Raw genomic sequence first — 18,246 nt, forward strand, 5'->3', positions numbered from 1 at the left:
AATTTTAAGGTAAAATAATGTTACTAAATTCACTTTCGTCTACCACCAAACCAACTGCCGCTTCAAACTCTTTTTCTCCCCATTGTTCAACAGAAAGCACATGTTTTTCAGCTTCGTCGTAATAACTCCAAGAAGTTACTTCTTCCCAATTACGTGTATCCACATCTCTAAAACGTGCGGTACCTTCTTCATCCCGGTAAAACGTAATTTCTTTTTCTTTGTAAGTGTAAGTAATTTCTTTGGGAGGAGTACCATTTCGGTGAATCTCTTCAGGAATATCAGCATCAATTGAACTTACTCTGATTTTTTCGGTGAGGGTACATTCCAGTTCTCCATCATCTTCTTCATAATGTAAGAACCTTTTTTCTTCTACTGTTGCCAGCAAAAATTCAAAAGTAAAGTACCTATCACCCCAATCATATTCATATTGAGCTTTGACTTCCCAGGTTTGGAGATCATAATCCAAAAAAGCACCCTTCCTTAAGTCTTTGACTTGGACATTGGTTGGATCATAAGTTAATTTTTCGTCAGGTTTTTCTTTTTTACTACCAAACAAGTTGCGTAACCATTTAAGCATTATAAGATGGTTTAAATTAGATTTTCTATACTAATATACAGCAAATAAAAAATTTTAGAGAAAATTTCAAAACTTAATCTTTATTTTATTTTTTTTTATAAAAATGCTTTCAGACGTAGTATTGCCAAAATAAATAGCAAAACTTTACGTAAAGTTTGGTGCCTTGTCAACGATAAAAGCCAACCCATTTGTTGTCTAATAAACAGTAAAAATGAAAGAAATTTTCAAGGAAAAACTTTTAAGTCTTCTATTACCCCATTGGCGCACTTTAATACCCTGGCAGGAAATTTTTCGAGTACCTCGTAGTCGTGTGTTGCCATGAGTATAGCAGTGCCACTGTTATTAATTCTTTGAAATAGTTTCAGAATCTCTTCCGACATATCAGGATCAAGGTTTCCGGTGGGTTCGTCAGCTAGTAGTACCATAGGTTCATTGATCAAAGCACGGGCAATCACTACCCGTTGTTGTTCACCTCCTGAGAGTTGATGGGGAAATTTTTTGTTGATTCCAGGCAAGTCTACTTGCTGCAAGAGGTCAGTGATGCGTTGTTGTATTTTCTGGGTATTTTTCCAGCCAGTAGCTCTCATTACAAAAGTCAGGTTATCAGCAATGTTACGGTCGGGGAGTAGTTGAAAATCCTGAAAAACAATGCCTAGTTTACGTCTGAGAAAGGGTACCTCTCTGTGAAGCAACTGGTTTACCTCAAAACCTGCCACATGTACTTGTCCTTTGCGTAGTGGTAAGTCAGCATACAACGTTTTCAATAAAGAGCTCTTTCCAGTGCCTGTTCTTCCTATAATGTATACAAACTCCCCTTTCTGTATGGTAAAGTTTAAGCCTGAAAGTACAAGGGATGCTTGTTGGTAAATGTTGGCATTGTTTACTTCAATGATGTTGTCAGGAGCTAAGAATGACATAAATTGTTTACGTTTGTTGTATCAAAAATAAAGTATTTTTGGAACAGGAGTAAATTATATGGTCTCGTTTTGCCTTTTGGTCTATAGGCAAAAGCAACTATTTTACTCCTTGTTAGTTAAGGTGAGTGTTATTTCTAAAAAACAAAAGCAACCTATAGAAAATCTACAGGCTGCTTTTATTATTTAGGATATTTTATGCAAAACTAAGCGTTTTGGGCAGTAGACTCTGCTTTTTTATGGTCTGACAAAAACTTGCTCAAGCCTATATCAGTCAATGGATGTTTTAATAGACCCAAAATTACATTTGAAGGGCAGGTTGCTACATCAGCGCCTAATTCAGCACACTTGATAAGGTGCATTGTATGGCGAACTGAAGCAGCCAATACTTGAGTGTTAAATTCATAAGTATTATAAATGTGTACAATCTGGTCTATCAATTGTAAACCATCAGTACTTACATCGTCTAAACGGCCAATAAAAGGAGATACATAAGTAGCGCCAGCTTTAGCGGCAAGCAATGCTTGCCCTGAAGAAAATACCAAAGTACAATTGGTTTTGATGCCTTGCTTAGAAAAATATTTCAGTGCACGCACTCCATCTTTAATCATAGGTATTTTTACCACAATACGAGGGTGAATAGCGGCCAGTTCTTCACCTTCTGCTACCATTCCTTCATAGTCAGTGGCTATTACTTCTGCGCTTACATCTCCATCTACAATGTCGCAAATTCTGGCGTAATGTGCCATTACATTGTGCTTTCCACTGATCCCCTCTTTTGCCATAAGCGAAGGGTTAGTAGTTACACCATCTAAAACACCTAAATCCTGTGCCTCCTGAATCTCTTTCAGGTTGGCAGTATCTATAAAAAACTTCATACAACGAAAACGGTCTTAATTTGGAAACCTTAAGTAGTTAATGGAAGCAAAATTAAGCAAAAGCCTGAATTAAGGAATGATTTATCCTGAAAGCTTTAAGTTTTTAATTAAAAAGAAGTGATGAATTGAAAAGAGGGTGATAGAAAAGGGAAAGTTAAAAGAGGAATAAAAAAGCAAGTGAGTCACGAGGCTACGACTTGATGCCCTTGCTGCTTTCCAACCCTGGGGGGTTACAAGGAGCCGTCGTACCCACATTGCACTGCAAAGGTAAAGCAAAATTTCAAATTTCAAAAATTTCAAATAAATATTTGATTATTAGCGACTTATTTTGGTCAATAAGCTATATTGTTGAATTTCAGCGTCTGTCATCCAGTGTATAGAAGACGCAGGTGCAGCATTAATTGTAAAGTAATAAAAGCTTTTGGCTTGTGTTTGACTAAAACCTACAGATACATAGTATTCAATGTATTTTCGGTGTTCAATATGCCCTTCAGGAAAGTCAGTGGCTTCTTGATCATTGCCTGCCCACGAATGTACTCCTATTTTAGTATTACTTCCTTTGCTTCTTTCTACTCCTGCCAGAAAAAAATCAGTACCTCCAGAGGCTACTAAACCTCCATCCACTATGTGAGTGTTTATCTTTTTTTTGTGAACCAATGCCGACAACTGCAAATTTACATCATCATCTGACGAACCGTCACAAGTTTTAATATGAATGATCGTAATATTGGGGTAAGCAGTGGTCAATGAAGTAAAGTTAGTAAGTGATTGACTGTTAACTTCTCCATTCATTTCTACACTTGTGTTGTTGTCTAATACTTTGAAAATGCCAAACTGTTTTTGTGAAGAGGGGGCATGCATTGTTTTACAGCCTGAAAGCATCAATACAATCAGTAGTAAAATTGAGGTATAATGCTTTATCATAGGTAGTGGGCAATCTATATACAAAAATGTGTGATGATGGATGGTTGTTTTGAGGAGAAAAAAAGGGAAAAGAAGAAAAAAGCATGACAGTATCGCACTGCTACAACCGGATGCCCTTGCTGTCTTCCGACCCTGGGGGAGTTACAAGGAGCTAGTCGCACTGCCACGCGCCACAAAAGTAGCAGTTATTATTTAATTGTCAAAATTTCGAATAAAAAAGCTATATTTTGTAACTTTACAGTATCAAAACTACAACTCAAGCAGAGTTTATGCGTTTTGATTTTAGGTTTTAAAAAAGAATTTCAAACACTATAATGAAAAAACAACTATTTATTCTTTTAGCACTTGCAGTAGTAGTAAGCGGAGTATTTGCTTTCACTACTGTAAATAAAGTTGATGGTCCTAAATTTAAATGGAGCAAGACTATACATGATTTTGGTAAAATAGAGCAAGGTAAACCTGTAAAAACAGCGTTTGAATTTACAAATAGCGGCAATGCTCCTATTATTATTACTAAAGTACAAACATCTTGTGGATGTACTGCCTCTGAATACCCCAAAACCCCTATCATGCCAGGGCAAACCAAAAAAATAAAAGTAGGTTATAATGCGGCAGCAATGGGTACTTTTAGTAAAACAATTACAGTAATGTCTAACTCAGAAAAACCCACTACTGTATTATTTATTAAGGGAGAAGTGGTTGCTAAGAAAAAATAAAGTACTGACTATCAGTATTGAATAAATATAGAAGCCTGTTTCTAACAAGAAACAGGCTTTTTTTTAGACCTGACTACGATATTGCTGCTTGGTTGGTGCGTGTAATTGGTTGTTGGTGTATACTTTTAAACCAATGTGCTATTTTTATAAGCCATATAGCCGATACAATGCAAATAGTGGCACAACCTATTAAAAATGGAACAAACAGTGGAGTTTGATATACTAAAAACAGTAAAATTGATGAAGTAATTAATAAGCGAGAAAACTCTATAGGTATTACCCAGTTTTTGCGTTCAAACAATCCCCCCGGGGTTAGTATGGCAAAGAGTGTTAGACCTACTCCAATGCCTTTGAGTGTCCAATCCATCTTATCTATTTGAGACATAAAATAAGCCGAACCTGCCAGGGTAAGAACATAATGAAATAGCACATACCAATTGACAATAGCAGGGGTTTGGGTGTTAAACTTTTGGTATTGATTGTGGTCTACTTCTGGGGCGTATTGCATGCCTCCCATGCTTTCGGGGCGCCAGCCAGGTTTGTAAAACAACACTTTAAGTTTGTTTATAAAACCCGGAGTTTCTTTGAGTTGTTTGCCAATGACTTGAAAATGGGTAAAGTTTACCAAAATAGGATTCCAGGTATTTACTGGCGTAGTGATGCCATAAATGGGCTGTTCTTCTTCTTCCTGAAAAGTGCCAAACATTCTATCCCAGATAATAAATGTACCTGCGTGGTTTTTATCTATATATTTTGGGTTACGTCCGTGGTGTACTCTGTGGTGGGAGGGAGTATTCATAAACCATTCTAAAAAGCCCATTTTTCCAATAGCCTCAGTATGAATCCAAAACTGATACAATAGGTTAAAGCCTGATACAATCACCACTGCGCTAGGGTCAAAGCCTAACAATGCCAGTGGCCAAAAGAAGAAAGAGGTAAAAAAGATTTGGAACCAACTCTGGCGTAAAGCCACTGATAAGTTGTAATCTTCGCTTTGATGATGTACCTGATGCCCGCTCCAGAATAAGTTGATTTCATGGTTCATTCGGTGTGCCCAGTAGTAGCAAAAATCCCAGGCAAAAAAGAGGATTATATAATTTAATACGGTGTTTTCAACTTTAAAGAAAGCTAGGTTTGCATAAATAAGGGTGTAAATAGCTACAGTAATGAGTTGGAAAAATATTTTGACTGCTTGCTGTCCTACACCACAGCTAATGTTAGTAATGGCATCGTTTAAACGATATCTTTTAGTTTTTTGGAATTGTTCTACAAGTAGCTCTAGGCCCATTAACCCAAAATACATGGGTATGGCAATTACAACAGGGTCAAAATTCATAAGTTAGTATAATTGGATTCGTGTATAGTACAAATTTACAGAAAATAGAAAGTGTATCAAATTTTCTGAGGACAATAACTTCCCTTGGTAAATTCTTTAAATTGTATAATTTAATGTAATTTGTCATGTTTGTTAAGTACAAATGTGGATAAGTTAAAGTTATCCACATATCCACATGCCAACGTGTGGATAACTTGTGAATAACTCATAGTCATTCTTTTTACCCCTTCGTTTATAGTAATTTTTACCATAATTATAACTTTGATACATTATTTTGTTTTGATTTTGTGTGTTTTTGTTTATTACTATTTTTTATCATACGGCACACCTCTTTTCTTAGTTGGTTTTTGCTTTTAAAAACAGTACTTAACATAATTTATTTATATTTAATTAATACAAAATAAGAGGTGTATGGTAGTCATGATACGTATAGGAAAAATACAATGTTCTTTGTGGTTTTAAATAAAAATTTCTGTTGATATTATTGAGAGCCTGTTGTGTAAATCAAACATTCTCTCCTTTCTTTGAGTTTATCACCCAATAATTCTTGTGAAAATTATTAACTGAAAAGCGTAGCTTTTATATTTACTGCATAAAAAAAGACTCTAAATCTATTATGTACAATACTGTTTTAATTATACACTCCTGGCTTCGTGTCATTATTTTAGTGCTTGCTGTAGTAGTGCTTTTCAAATCTTTGATGGGTTGGCTCAACAAAGGTAGTTATACCAAAGGCGATAATGCTTTATCAGCTTCTTTTGTGGGTTTTATCCACTTACAGGCTCTATTGGGATTCACTTTATACTTTTTCCTAAGCCCTATTACGGCAAGTGCAATGAAAAACTTTGGCGCAGCAATGAAAAACTCAGCAGTTCGTTACTGGGCAGTTGAGCATATCTTAATTATGCTCATTGGCTTGGTAGTAGCTCAAATAGGTCGTTCGAAGGCTAAAAAATTGACTGACTCTACCGCAAAACATAAAACAAGCTTTATCTTTTTTACTATTGCTATAGTATTAATAGTAGGCGGTATTTTTGCCGGAGCAGCTTCAAGACCTTGGTTTCGTATGTAACAATAGCTTATTTGTATTAAAAATAAAATCCCTTATTTTCGGCAAAGAGAATAAGGGATTTTTTCTTTAAGCTTCTTCTATAGCTTGTAACAATAGTTTGCAGGCGTCTCTTATCTGTTCTTCAGTAATAATCAAAGGTGGGGCTATGCGCAAAGAGTTATCACAGTTGAGAAACCAGTCTGTGAGCACCCCTAGCTCCATGGCTTTATCTATAATCGGTTTAAGTATCTCAAACGATTCAAATTCTACAGCCATTAATAGACCTTTGTTCCGTATCTGTTTTATTTTGGGATGAACCAGCAATGTTTTAAACAACTGGGCTTTTTGTGCTACTTCGTCTAATAAGCCTTCTTCTTGGATTGTTTGAATAGTAGCAAGCGAGGCCGCACAACTTACCGGATGACCACCAAAAGTACTGATATGCCCTAAAATAGGATTGTTTTTGAATACTGCCATCTTATCCTTTGAGCTTATAAAAGCACTGATAGGCATTCCTCCTCCCATTCCTTTGGCGCAGGTAATAATATCAGGTACGATGTCGTAATGTTCAAACCCCCAAAATTTTCCAGTGCGCCCAAACCCCGTTTGAATCTCATCAAGAATAAGTAATGTTCCTGTTTCGTTACAACGCTGACGCAATGCCTGAAAATATTCTTTTGTGCCCACTCTTATACCTGCTTCTCCCTGGACTGTTTCTACTACAAAAGCAGCGGTGTGTGTGGTAATATGACGAAGCTCATCAATATTGCCAAATTGTACATGACGAATCCCTGGCAACAAGGGGCGGTATTTTGTTTTGAACTCTTCACTGCCTCCTACCGACATTGCTCCGTGTGATGAACCATGGTAAGCATTATGACAAGCTACAAACTCTGCCCTGCCTGTATAACGTTTGGCAAGCTTCATGGCTCCTTCTATGGCTTCACTCCCTGAATTCATAAAAAAAATATTATCGAGAGAAGAGGGGAGGGTATTTATAATGGCTTGTGCCAATTGGTTTTGTGGTGTTTGTACTACTTCTCCGTACACCATCAAATGCATATAGGTTTCTGCTTGTTTTTTTACGGCATTCACTACGTTAGGATGGCAATGCCCCACATTGCTTACTCCTATGCCCGATATTAAATCTATAATGGCTTGACCATCAGTAGTATACATGTATATACCCGATGCTCTGGTTATTTCCAGCATTAAAGGAAAGTCAGTGGTTTGTGCTAAGTGATTTAAAAAAAGTTGTCTTTGAGAAATCATATACTCTCGGTTGATTTTTATGAGTCTTTACGCATTATCATAATGCATATATATTTAAAATTACTGTGTGCCAATTGGCGAAGTGTTATGAGATTTTATATGCAAATTCATTTACACTGATATTTGCAAAAGCCTCTAGTTCCTTTTTTTGATGTAAATGATGGCGTGTATGCATTTCTATTTGTTGGTACCATTCTAGTGAATTGAGCATACCAAAAATAACATGCTTGACTTTGTAGTGGTCACTATCATCAGCAATAGCTGTTGCCAAGCCTTGGAGTTGTTTTAGCAAGGTTGTCCACTGTTGTTTACACTCATTACGAGGTTTAACTTCTGGTGCACCACTTGTCCATTCTTTGGGTTGCTTTATTTTTTGTTTAGGAAATCCTCCATGTTTATACAGCATTTCTCCCATCTGAGTTTTTTTCCCTTCTAGGCTCCCTTTTTTGTGCTGTAAGCAATTATTGATATTATACATAAAAAAAGTAGAGGCGGTATAAATATGTTGATACATTTGTGCCAATGACCATGTGCTTTCTGTTTCCTTATATACGAATTGTTCGTCAGTATAACGGTCTAACTCTTGGACATAATAAGAGAAGAGCTCATTGAGTTTTTTTTGAGTTTCTTGAGTAGTGTTCATAAACGTTAAAAAATAGGTGTTGAAATGGTTATTTTGAAAATACGGCTAAAAAGCCTGTTTAAAGCTTATAGGAGATGTTTTGGGTGTTTTTTTTCGGCTATTCTCTCTGTTTTTCTCTTCTAAAATATGCTTTTTTTGTGCCGTAGTAAAATCAGCTAAAAAGTGTGTTTAGAGAGTATAGAGCTATATTTATAGGTTAAAAAAGCGCTTTTTTAACCCAAATAAAGGCGATAATTTCGTGATAATTTTTTGTGAACTGATCTATCCCCTTGATAAAGCCTTTAATTTAGACTACTTTTTGTGATATTCTTCAATGTGTTGTTGCATTTCTTGCTGAAGTTTACGAGCTGATTCTTTTGGGTTTTCCGAAAAGATAATTCCACGAGAGGAGTTTACCAATAATCCTATTTGAGAATTCATTCCATATTTTGAGACTTCTTGTAAACTTCCGCCTTGAGCTCCTACTCCTGGTACTAACAAAAAATGTTTGGGAGCCAAGCTTCGTATTTTTTGCAGCATGCTCGCTTGGGTTGCTCCTACTACATACATCATTGCCTCGTCATTGGTCCACTCTTGTGACCTAGTAAGAACTTCCTCGAAAAGTGTTTTTTTATCTTGGTTGATAGATAAAAATTGAAAATCTTGACTACTGGGGTTAGAGGTTAACGCCAGTAAAATCACCCACTTTTGTGCATATTCCAGAAATGGACTTACAGAATCTTTTCCCATGTATGGTGCTACTGTAATGGAGTTAAAATCAAGCGTTTTGAAGAATGCCTTGGCATATTGATGTACTGTATTACCAATATCGCCTCGCTTGGCGTCGGCAATGGTAAATATATTTTGAGGAATATGTGCCAGTGTTTTTTGCATAGTTTCCCAGCCTGCAGCTCCATTGCTTTCATAAAAAGCAGTATTAATTTTGTATCCTACACAAAAGTCAGCCGTTTGGTCAATAATGTATTTATTGAAAGCAAGTACAGGGTCTGTTTCAGATTTGAATCGAGCAGGAATTTTTTCAATGTCAGAGTCGAGCCCTACACATAGGTAAGATTGTTTTTGGAGAATTTGTTGGTAAAGTTCTTCTTTGGTCATGGTAAAAATGTGTTAGTTTACAAGCTCAAAGTTACAGCTTGTAACACAGAAACAAAAAACGGCAAAGAAAAAGGGTAAGAAGATTACCTCCTTACCCTCACAACACCAAGTAGCATTGTTGTTTATCTCAAATCGTTTAACTCTACGCCAGGATATTTTTTAGGGTTAAACTGGAAATAGCTTTTTGATATGCCATTTTTATGCTCTATAAACTTCAGTATAGTATATAGATATCTATTGCCGTTTTTCTCATAAGTTTCCCAACCCATGATTGTATTATCAGCTTTCTTTACCCTTAGTTTGAGCTTGGTCAATTGGTATTTTTTACGATCTTGTGGTACCATTTCTATGCTATGATAAGTCCCTTTGCTTTCGGCAGGCAACAATCTGTATTTGAAACCTTGCTTATAAATGGTGTAAATTTTATCAGGAGTAATTCCTTCATCTGGTTCGTATTCGGTTACATTGGCCTCATTGGTTTCTTTTAAGTAAGTCCATTGAGTTTTACCATCAGTCATTACTTCTTGTCCACTGGCTTTCAAGCGAAACATTTTTTTAGCTATAGTTATGCTTCCATTAAAGTTATCAGTTACACCAGAAGAGCTTTTAAGCGAATACCTGAATGAAGCACCAAATGCTTTCAGGTTTTCATACCTGTTTTTTACTGCATCCAAAATGCTTTTTGCTTTGGCGTCTTGTTGCGCGTATAAATTAGTAAATGTGAATAACCCGATGGCTAATAAAAATATCGTAGCTTTCAATTTCATGATCTTTGTTATTATGTTGTTGTCTGGTCTAATTGTTTAATTAGTCATTAGACACCTATTTTTTTATTTAGTTTAATTTCGTGCTAATAATAAAACCCACTCTAGTAAATTATATTATACTTCATGTTTTTTTATTAACTGTTATTGCTAATTTCATTAAGCAAACGCTCAAGACTGTATTCGTCAGGAATGAGTACTTCACGCGCTTTACTCCCTTCAAATGGGCCTACAATTCCGGCTTGTTCTAATTGATCAATCAAACGGCCTGCACGGTTATAGCCAAGTTTCAAACGGCGTTGCAGGAGCGAAGTACTCCCTTGTTGATGCATGACAATAATACGGGCTGCTTCGTCAAACAATTCATCACGATCGCCTACTGAACCGCCAGCACTGCCACCTCCCTTATTGTCTTCTCCATGAAACTCAGGCAATTGATAAGCTTCGGGGTAGCCCTGTTGATCACCAATAAAGTTACAAACACGTTCTACCTCTGGAGTATCTAAAAATGCCCCTTGCAGACGAATCATTTCTGCTCCCATAGAAAACAGCATATCACCCATACCCACTAGTTGCTCAGCTCCTCCGGCGTCTAATATAGTTCTGGAGTCAATTTTAGAGGTAACTTTAAACGACAAACGAGCAGGGAAGTTTGCCTTGATCACCCCTGTAATTACGTTTACAGAAGGGCGTTGAGTAGCTACTACTAAGTGTATACCAATGGCACGTGCCAACTGAGCCAAACGAGCAATGGGTTGCTCTACTTCTTTTCCTGCGGTCATCATCAAATCAGCCAACTCATCTATTACCAACACAATGTAAGGCATAAACTTGTGCCCTTTTTTAGGGTTGAGTTTGCGTTGAGTAAACTTCTGGTTATACTCTTTAATATTTCGGCAAAGTGCATCTTTCAACAGGTTATAACGATTGTCCATTTCCAGACACAGCGAATTGAGGGTATGAATTACTTTTTGATTATCAGTAATAATGGCTTCCTCTGAGTCTGGAAGCGTTGCCAGAAAATGTTTCTCGATGGCTGTGAAAAGAGCCAGCTCTACCTTCTTAGGGTCAATCAATACAAATTTGAGCTCGGCAGGGTGTTTTTTGTAAATTAAAGTAGCAAGAAAAACATTCAATCCTACCGACTTACCTTGACCAGTAGCACCAGCCATCAATACGTGAGGCATCTTGGCAAGGTCAGCCAAAAACACCTTATTTTCAATGGTTTTACCCAATACAATTGGTAAACTTGCCTTGGTGTTTTTGAAGGCTTCATCTTCCATAATAGAACGCATAGTTACCACTTCACGCCTTTTATTGGGTACTTCAATACCAATCGTTCCTTTGCCAGGAATAGGCGCAATGATACGTATACCCAATGCAGCAAGACTTAGCGCAATGTCATCTTCGAGGTTTTTAATTTTAGAAATACGAACTCCCGCTTCTGGTATAATTTCATACAGAGTTACTGTAGGACCAATGGTGGCTTTAATCTGAGAAATGCCAATGCCATAGTTGCTTAAAGTTTCTACAATACGATCTTTATTGGCTTCCAGCTCTTCATTTGACACCTGTCTTTTCATTTCAGGTAGTTCATTGAGCAAGTCAGCCGTAGGAAACTTATAAGTACTAAGGTCTAGAGTAGGGTCATAAGCTTCCAGCTTTTTTTCTTCTTTTGTTTCCCGGTTATGCTCTGCTTCCTCTTTAAAGTTAATGTCTTTTTGGATTGCCTTTTCAAAGAATGGGTTTACTTTTTCAGTCACCTTATCTATAGAAGGAGGGGGTGTTTGAGGGGTTACTGGTGCCGATTCATCAGTAAGCTCAAGGTCAAGTTTGCCCGTTTTTCTTTTAGATAGTTTCTCTGTACTTCGGCGAGTACGCTTAGGTGATACCTCTTTAGGCATTTCCAGAGGTGTTTCACTTGTAGGGTTTTTGAACGGAGGCATATCAGGAACTACCTCTTCATTATCTTCTGATAAATCTTCGGTGTCTACCTTAGGCCTGCGGGTAGTTCGTAGTTTGCTTGCCCGTTCTTTTTTAATAGCTTCTGTTGGATCTTCTGTGATTTTGGTAACCCTTTCTATAGGTTTGGTTTTATCCAGCGTGGGGTCGTCATCGGTTACTTCCAGAATAATGCCCTCGTCTGAAAATAAATCTTTGTGGTCTTCATCGTTGCCTGCTTCTGCGGTTTTGCCCGTTTTTTTGTTCTTGTCTACTCGTTCATATCGCACACTTTTGGCTGCATCGGAAATTGTTTTTACAATGCCATTATTGGTTGACACATACTTTTTATAATCGTCATAAGCGAAGGTTTTTACTACAAACCAGGCTAATACCGCAAAAGTAATGACTACAGAAAAGAATGATTTGAACAGTGGAATTAAAAAAGTATGGGCAATTTCGAAGCCCCAAGCACCACTTACAAAAGCGCTTCGGTCGGCAAGCGCCACCAAAGTACTAATCCAAATAAGAAAAAATATAGATACACGCATTAAGCGGGAAAGCCTAATAAGCGTAACATTGTTAAGAAAACGCCAGCCCAGTACAAAAGAGATCACAACTAATATATAGGCAGCAATACCAAAACCCTTGAATACAAAAGTATGGGCAAGAATCGCCCCGGTAAGCCCTAGCCAGTTTTGTACTTCAGCGCCACTTTGAGTAAGTTTATTATTCCAAAATGCTTCTACCAGGCTTTGGTCAGCTTTGCCTGTTCCCCCTAAAAAATAAGAGGTAAATGCGCCAAACATTGCCATAGCAAGCAATAGAAAAAACAGACCTAGGGTAAACCTTACATTTTTGTTTTTGAGTAGTAAGCTTATGATCTGCATAAACTCATTTTGACTCAATCGCCCCGAATCGTTTTTTCTTTTATATGTATTTTCTCGGACAGTCTTTGCCATATTATATGCAAATTTAATTGGTAAAAAGGCATTGATTCAAGCTAGTACTATTTGCTCGACACCAATTTTTGAGTGCCTTTGTTAGATTGCATTTTGATCAATGCTTTTTTTATGTTTTTGATTAATGCTGGTCCTTCGTAGATAAACCCAGAGTAGACTTGCACCAGCGATGCGCCAGCTTCCAGTTTTTCTATAGCATCAGCAGCAGAAGCTATGCCTCCTACGCCAATGATTGGGAAAGCCCCATTTGATTTTTGATGGATATACCTAATTACTTCAGTAGATCGGTCTTTCAATGGTTTGCCGCTTAAGCCACCTGCACCAATAGTTTCTATTTCTGTTTTGTCAGCTTGAAGCCCCCCACGGTCAATGGTTGTATTGGTAGCAATGAGTCCATCTATTTTAGTATCTAATAAAACTTCTACTACTTCGTCAAGTTGTTCATTGCTCAAGTCAGGAGCAATTTTAAGTAAAATAGGTTTGGTTTGAGGTTTTTGTTTGTTCTTATTTTGTAATGTTACCAAAAGCTTGGTCAGTGGTTCTTTATCCTGTAATGCTCTTAAGTTAGGCGTATTGGGGGAGCTTACATTTACCACAAAATAATCAACATAATCGAATAAAGCATCAAAGCATTTTTCATAATCGTTGATTGCTTCTTCGTTGGAGGTTACTTTGTTTTTGCCAATATTACCCCCCACTAAAATATTTGCCGGACGTTTTTTCAAGTGACCAATGGCAGTACTTACTCCATCATTATTAAACCCCATCCGGTTGATAATTGCCTGGTCTTTTTTTAGTCTAAATAATCGGGGCTTGGGATTGCCCTCCTGAGCTTTAGGAGTAAGCGTGCCTATCTCAATAAACCCAAAACCAAAGTTGGCCATTTCCTGAATCAAAACGGCATTTTTGTCGAAACCTGCTGCCAACCCTATCGGGTTTTTAAAAGTAAGCCCAAACAATTCTTTCTCCAATGTGGGGTGTTCATACATATACCGTTTTCGCATTAAGTGAGAAAGTCCAGGTATTTTAAATGCCCACTTAATCATTTTAAAAGTAGTATGATGCACTTTTTCGGCATCAAAACGGAATAAAACAGGTCTGACAAATTGTTTATACAAATCTTCTAAAAGTTAATGATGATGTTGTAAAAGTAACAGTTTTTTACCAAAGAGATAATGAACCTCTTTAATTATTGAGCAAAAGCTTTTCTAGTTGATTAAGGTCGGCTTTGATTTTTGACAGAGCAAGCCGATCACGATTTTTGATGGCTACTTCCAACGCTTTTTTTATACTGGCATGGTAGTGTTCTATTTGAGCATTTATTTGTTCGTTGGTATACTGAGGCGTAGGTACATCTTGGCTTTGATAAGCTTGCTCTTCTTTACCTTCTTCTATTTCGGTAGCTCTTTTATAGATATCTTCTACACTGAGTATAGGTACCTCGTCAGAGTCTTTGGCTACTTCGCCCAGCTTTTGTACATGGCTCTTATTTACTTTTACTTTGCCCTTCAGTATTTCTTGTTTCAGTTCAGGGTTTGACTTTCCAATAATGTCCATCCCTTCAGCAAACTTAGCGTCACGACGAATCGTTTTTTCATCTACATTGTATTCTTTAGCAATACGCTTTGCGGTAGACTCTTTGGGTTGGTCACTGTTGCTTAGATCAGTGCGTTGCCCTTGCGATTTCTCAGAGTTATAACGCGACCCACGTAAAAAAGCTTGTTGTTCTTTACTAAGGTTCCGTCGTCCCAGCTGGTTATTGATCATCCAGTTGCGCGCTTCAAACCTGGTTTTGAATTGTACCAGATGAATCTTAAAGTCTACATTATAAGTAGTACATATTTTATGACGGTTGTGTCCATCAATAAGTACATACTTTCCAGCAAGTTCGTCATCAGCATCATGGGGTACTTTCCATACCACCAAAGGTTCACGGCACCCTTCCTCTGCGATGTTTTGGGCAAGTTGGGCAAATTCATCTTCCTTGAGTGGAGGAATCAAATCTCTGAATTCATCCTCAATGTGAATCTTTGCTTTTATCTGCGACTCGCTTTCGCTTTTTTGTTTCACGGCTCCACTTAATAGGTTTGCCAGTTTATCTCTTTTAGCCATTAATGACCTCCTTTGAAAGGTTTAAATAATCTTCAGCAGCAGCGCAGGTTTTATCGTAAGAAAAAATATCTTGTCGATGAGTAGACGACTCTACCACTGCTACGTTTTGCCTGATAACGGTTTGAAAAGCTGCATCGGGATATTCGGTTTGAACTTTCTCTACAATGGTTCTACTTACCACTGTACGGTTTACTTGAGTAAGCAGTAGCCCCATAAGTCCCAGTGCTGGATTTAGGTTTTGGCGTAGCTCCTCTATCAATTCTATAATAGTATCAAGACCTTTGATGGCAAGGTATTGCGATTGAACCACGATAAGTACTTCGTTGGCGGCTATCATTGCATTGGCAGTGAGAATACCCAAAGAAGGCGGGCAGTCGATTAGAATAAAATCATAATCTTTTGCTATAGTTGCCAGTGCGTTTCTTAGTTTAAAATACCCATTTACCTCTGTAATGAGTTTTACTTCTGCCCCTGACAAATCAAGGTCTGCCGGAATGATGTTAAGTCCTGTAGCTATTTTTTGCACAGGCAACGCTTCACCTTCACACAATGCGTGGTAAATATTTTTTGGAGGCTCTTCTATACCTACCGACTGCGACAGGTTTGCCTGAGGGTCAATGTCTACTATAAGTACTTTCTTTTTATTCATCGAAAGTGCCTTACCCAAGTTAAGGGTAGTAGTAGTTTTGCCTACGCCTCCTTTATGATTTACTACGGCAATTATTCGTGGTTTCATTGAATCTTTGTCTAAGTTGTTGTCTGGATGACAAATAATAATTTAGCCATAAATTTACTACTTATAAAATATTTGCTCAAATAAATAGCAGGTTTTTGCTCATTGAGCAAGCGCTTAATCTATGCAGTAGGCAGTGTTGAGCAATGTGGTTTTGTGGGAAGTTACTTCTGGACAAAAAGTCCGAAAGTAGTTAAAATGTTTGACCTTCGAGCTGGGTTAGTTGAATACTCATATTCCAGACTTTTTCGGCGTATGCCTCATTAAGTGCATCTTTGTTAGGTGTTTTTTGTTTTTTATTGGCAAAGTACTTACCCGATATGTTGGCCACCTTAGGCGAACTAGCCAAGTATATAGAGGTAGCAGCTCCTTTGACTGGGTTAATCATAAAAGGCTTGGCTAGAGCAAATATTACTTTAGTAAAGCCCGATAAGTTTTTCGAAAAGTTAGTGCGTACTACTCCAGGGTGTAAAGCGTTTACTGTAATGGAGGTATTGGCCAAACGCTTGGCTAAGGCAATAGTAAAATGAATGTTGAGTAATTTTGAAATTGAGTAAGCTTTCATAGGAGTATAACCTTGTTCTAGTTGCAGGTTATTGATGTCAAAGTCAATAAACTTATGAGCGTCTGATGACACATTGATAATGCGTGCTGTGGGACTTGCCAATAAAGATGGCTTTAATAAATTGGTAAGCATAAAGTAGCCTAAATGGTTAACTGCTACAGTTTGTTCTATACCATCTGGAGTAGTTTGTCGAGTGGTACCAGCTGCAATAAAACCAGCATTGTTTATCAGTACATCTATAGCTGGGTAACGTTGGGTAAGTTCAACTGCCACTTTTTTTATTTGGGCTTGTATGCTAAAGTCGCATATAAAAATCTCTATGTTTTGATTACCACTTTCGTTGATAATTTCTTTTTTAGTCTCTTCAGCTTTGTTAGGGTTGCGGCAAACCATGGCTATAGTTGTTCCCTTTTTGGCAAGAGCGAGTGTGGTTTCTTTTCCAATGCCAGCGTTAGCACCAGTTATAATACATACTTTATCTTTCATAATGAGTAAGGGTTATTTGGGTGGTAATATACATATATAATATGAAGGGGTAATTTACTTTTGGACAAAATGTCCATAGGTAAATAGAAAGTAAATAATAGAAGATACATGAAATAATAAAAACCAGGAAAAGATGAATAGGTTAGAAAAACAAGCCACTAAGGAACGTGATCGCCCCGTAAACGGGATTTCGGGCATAGCCCTCAACAATAACCCCGATAAGAAATCGGGACTTTGAAGCTGTCCGATTTAGAACAAATTAGCTTCGCAGAGCTTGAACTTCGTTCTGCGGTTCTCTTTACTGACTTTCGTTACTTTTAGCCTTTGGCAGAGCCCTGCTGCGCCGAGCTCTGCCATCGGTTTTCGCCGTAGCTATGGCTACGCCTGCAAAAAGTGCCTCAGTCAGTCTTGAATATATGCCCTCAATCTCGACACTTATTTTGAACATGTTCCTAAACTTTGGAAAACTTATGATGACTCTGAGGTTTTTTGGAAAAGGTATGAGCAACTATATACACAAGAGGTGAGTTTAAATACTACATCCAAGCAAAAGCTGAGGGCTGGTTCGCTGGATTTTTCTGAGTTAAGTTTTAGGGTGGCAAAAGTGAAGTGGCAAAACATATTACTTTGTATAGGCATGAGTATATGTCTCTATGTAACTATTATGTGGAACTATACAACCAAAACCACGACTAGTGTAACAAGAGTAGGTTTAGGCTTATCAGAGGTTCCATCTGATATTTTACAGATGAGTAATTTACGATATATGTTATTTGAAAGCCTACGTGCTTCAGCCGTGGGATGAAAAATAATTGCTCCTGGAAGAAGCACATTCAGCGTCAAACATTTTTTTGATTTTCAATATATTTCTTGATGTTTTTTTCTGAAATACGCCCTACCGACTCAATGTAGTACGATCTTGTCCAAAGGGTTGGAAGTCTGCTTCTTAGTTTTGGGAATTCTTTTCTCAAATAGCGACTGGTATACCCCTTCAGTTGCCCAACAATGAAATGAGGAGCATCTACAGGCTTGGCTTTGATGAAAAGGTGAACATGATCTGTCATAGTCTCCATGGTTTGAATTTCAATGCCTAAGCTTTTTGCTTTTAGAAGCAAAAGTTCTTTGAGTCTTTTTTGTATTTCTTCAGTCAGGACTTTCCTGCGGTATTTTGGACACCAAATGATATGATAGCCAAGGCTGTAGACACTATTTTTAGAGCTTTTCCAACGTTTTTCCATAGCTTAAATATAGTATTTAACTGTCAAATAAATAATATA

General features: G+C 37.5%; 17 protein-coding genes and 1 other RNA gene. 2 read left to right on the forward strand and 16 right to left on the reverse strand.

Going from position 1 to position 18,246, the window contains the following annotated elements; translation table 11 throughout:
- Positions 1-4: 4 nt before the first annotated feature.
- The 5 genes from M23134_RS06950 to ffs all read right to left on the reverse strand — a co-directional run bounded on the left by M23134_RS06950 (position 5) and on the right by ffs (position 3,465).
- The gene (locus M23134_RS06950; protein ID WP_002694877.1) at positions 5-577 is read right to left on the reverse strand and encodes a DUF4178 domain-containing protein; all 573 of its coding nucleotides are present in this window, start codon (positions 575-577) and stop codon (positions 5-7) included.
- Between the two features lie 224 nt (positions 578-801).
- The gene (locus M23134_RS06955) at positions 802-1,494 is read right to left on the reverse strand and encodes a cell division ATP-binding protein FtsE (RefSeq protein WP_002694880.1); all 693 of its coding nucleotides are present in this window, start codon (positions 1,492-1,494) and stop codon (positions 802-804) included.
- A gap of 203 nt (positions 1,495-1,697) precedes the next feature.
- The gene (gene fsa, locus M23134_RS06960; protein WP_002694884.1) at positions 1,698-2,369 is read right to left on the reverse strand and encodes a fructose-6-phosphate aldolase; all 672 of its coding nucleotides are present in this window, start codon (positions 2,367-2,369) and stop codon (positions 1,698-1,700) included.
- A gap of 315 nt (positions 2,370-2,684) precedes the next feature.
- On the reverse strand, positions 2,685-3,230 hold the full coding sequence (locus M23134_RS06965; protein WP_002694886.1) for a hypothetical protein: 546 nt from the start codon (positions 3,228-3,230) through the stop codon (positions 2,685-2,687).
- A gap of 138 nt (positions 3,231-3,368) precedes the next feature.
- An RNA gene (gene ffs, locus M23134_RS39690) (signal recognition particle sRNA small type) lies at positions 3,369-3,465 on the reverse strand.
- Between the two features lie 142 nt (positions 3,466-3,607).
- Here ffs and M23134_RS06970 point away from each other — a divergent pair.
- Positions 3,608-4,009 carry a DUF1573 domain-containing protein gene (locus tag M23134_RS06970; protein WP_002694890.1) on the forward strand — a complete coding sequence of 134 codons (402 nt, stop codon included), beginning with the start codon at positions 3,608-3,610 and terminating at the stop codon, positions 4,007-4,009.
- A 73-nt stretch (positions 4,010-4,082) separates the two neighbouring features.
- Here M23134_RS06970 and M23134_RS06975 read toward each other — a convergent pair whose 3' ends face one another.
- Entirely contained in the window at positions 4,083-5,345 is a 1,263-nt protein-coding gene (locus M23134_RS06975; protein ID WP_002694892.1) for a sterol desaturase family protein, read from the reverse strand.
- 616 nt (positions 5,346-5,961) lie between these two features.
- On the opposite strand from M23134_RS06975, the gene M23134_RS06980 reads away from it, so the two are divergent.
- Positions 5,962-6,417, forward strand: coding sequence for a hypothetical protein (locus M23134_RS06980; protein WP_002694896.1), 456 nt, complete (start codon positions 5,962-5,964; stop codon positions 6,415-6,417).
- Between the two features lie 66 nt (positions 6,418-6,483).
- On the opposite strand, the gene M23134_RS06985 is transcribed toward M23134_RS06980, so the two are convergent.
- From M23134_RS06985 to tnpA, 10 genes are all read right to left on the reverse strand, one after another.
- Positions 6,484-7,665, reverse strand: coding sequence for an aspartate aminotransferase family protein (locus tag M23134_RS06985; protein ID WP_045113174.1), 1,182 nt, complete (start codon positions 7,663-7,665; stop codon positions 6,484-6,486).
- Positions 7,666-7,753: 88 nt separating this feature from the next.
- The gene (locus M23134_RS06990) at positions 7,754-8,311 is read right to left on the reverse strand and encodes a DinB family protein (protein WP_002694899.1); all 558 of its coding nucleotides are present in this window, start codon (positions 8,309-8,311) and stop codon (positions 7,754-7,756) included.
- 291 nt (positions 8,312-8,602) lie between these two features.
- Positions 8,603-9,406, reverse strand: a complete 804-nt coding sequence (gene pyrF, locus M23134_RS06995; RefSeq protein WP_002694900.1) for an orotidine-5'-phosphate decarboxylase — start codon at positions 9,404-9,406, stop codon at positions 8,603-8,605.
- A 122-nt stretch (positions 9,407-9,528) separates the two neighbouring features.
- Positions 9,529-10,173, reverse strand: coding sequence for a LolA family protein (locus tag M23134_RS07000; RefSeq protein ID WP_002694901.1), 645 nt, complete (start codon positions 10,171-10,173; stop codon positions 9,529-9,531).
- Positions 10,174-10,307: 134 nt separating this feature from the next.
- On the reverse strand, positions 10,308-13,073 hold the full coding sequence (locus M23134_RS40440; protein WP_002694902.1) for an FtsK/SpoIIIE family DNA translocase: 2,766 nt from the start codon (positions 13,071-13,073) through the stop codon (positions 10,308-10,310).
- Between the two features lie 47 nt (positions 13,074-13,120).
- Positions 13,121-14,191 carry a quinone-dependent dihydroorotate dehydrogenase gene (locus tag M23134_RS07010; protein ID WP_002694903.1) on the reverse strand — a complete coding sequence of 357 codons (1,071 nt, stop codon included), beginning with the start codon at positions 14,189-14,191 and terminating at the stop codon, positions 13,121-13,123.
- 67 nt (positions 14,192-14,258) lie between these two features.
- Positions 14,259-15,185 (reverse strand): ParB N-terminal domain-containing protein, encoded by a 927-nt coding sequence (locus tag M23134_RS07015; RefSeq protein WP_002694904.1) that lies wholly within the window; start codon positions 15,183-15,185, stop codon positions 14,259-14,261.
- Positions 15,178-15,921, reverse strand: a complete 744-nt coding sequence (locus M23134_RS07020; protein WP_002694905.1) for a ParA family protein — start codon at positions 15,919-15,921, stop codon at positions 15,178-15,180. Before M23134_RS07020 ends, M23134_RS07015 begins: the two co-directional genes overlap by 8 nt.
- 190 nt (positions 15,922-16,111) lie before the next feature.
- Positions 16,112-16,969, reverse strand: coding sequence for an SDR family oxidoreductase (locus tag M23134_RS07025; protein ID WP_002694908.1), 858 nt, complete (start codon positions 16,967-16,969; stop codon positions 16,112-16,114).
- Positions 16,970-17,808: 839 nt separating this feature from the next.
- Entirely contained in the window at positions 17,809-18,207 is a 399-nt protein-coding gene (gene tnpA / locus M23134_RS07030; protein WP_002694912.1) for an IS200/IS605 family transposase, read from the reverse strand.
- Positions 18,208-18,246 lie beyond the last annotated feature (39 nt).

The sequence above is a fragment of the Microscilla marina ATCC 23134 genome, from assembly GCF_000169175.1.
GTDB lineage: Bacteria > Bacteroidota > Bacteroidia > Cytophagales > Microscillaceae > Microscilla > Microscilla marina.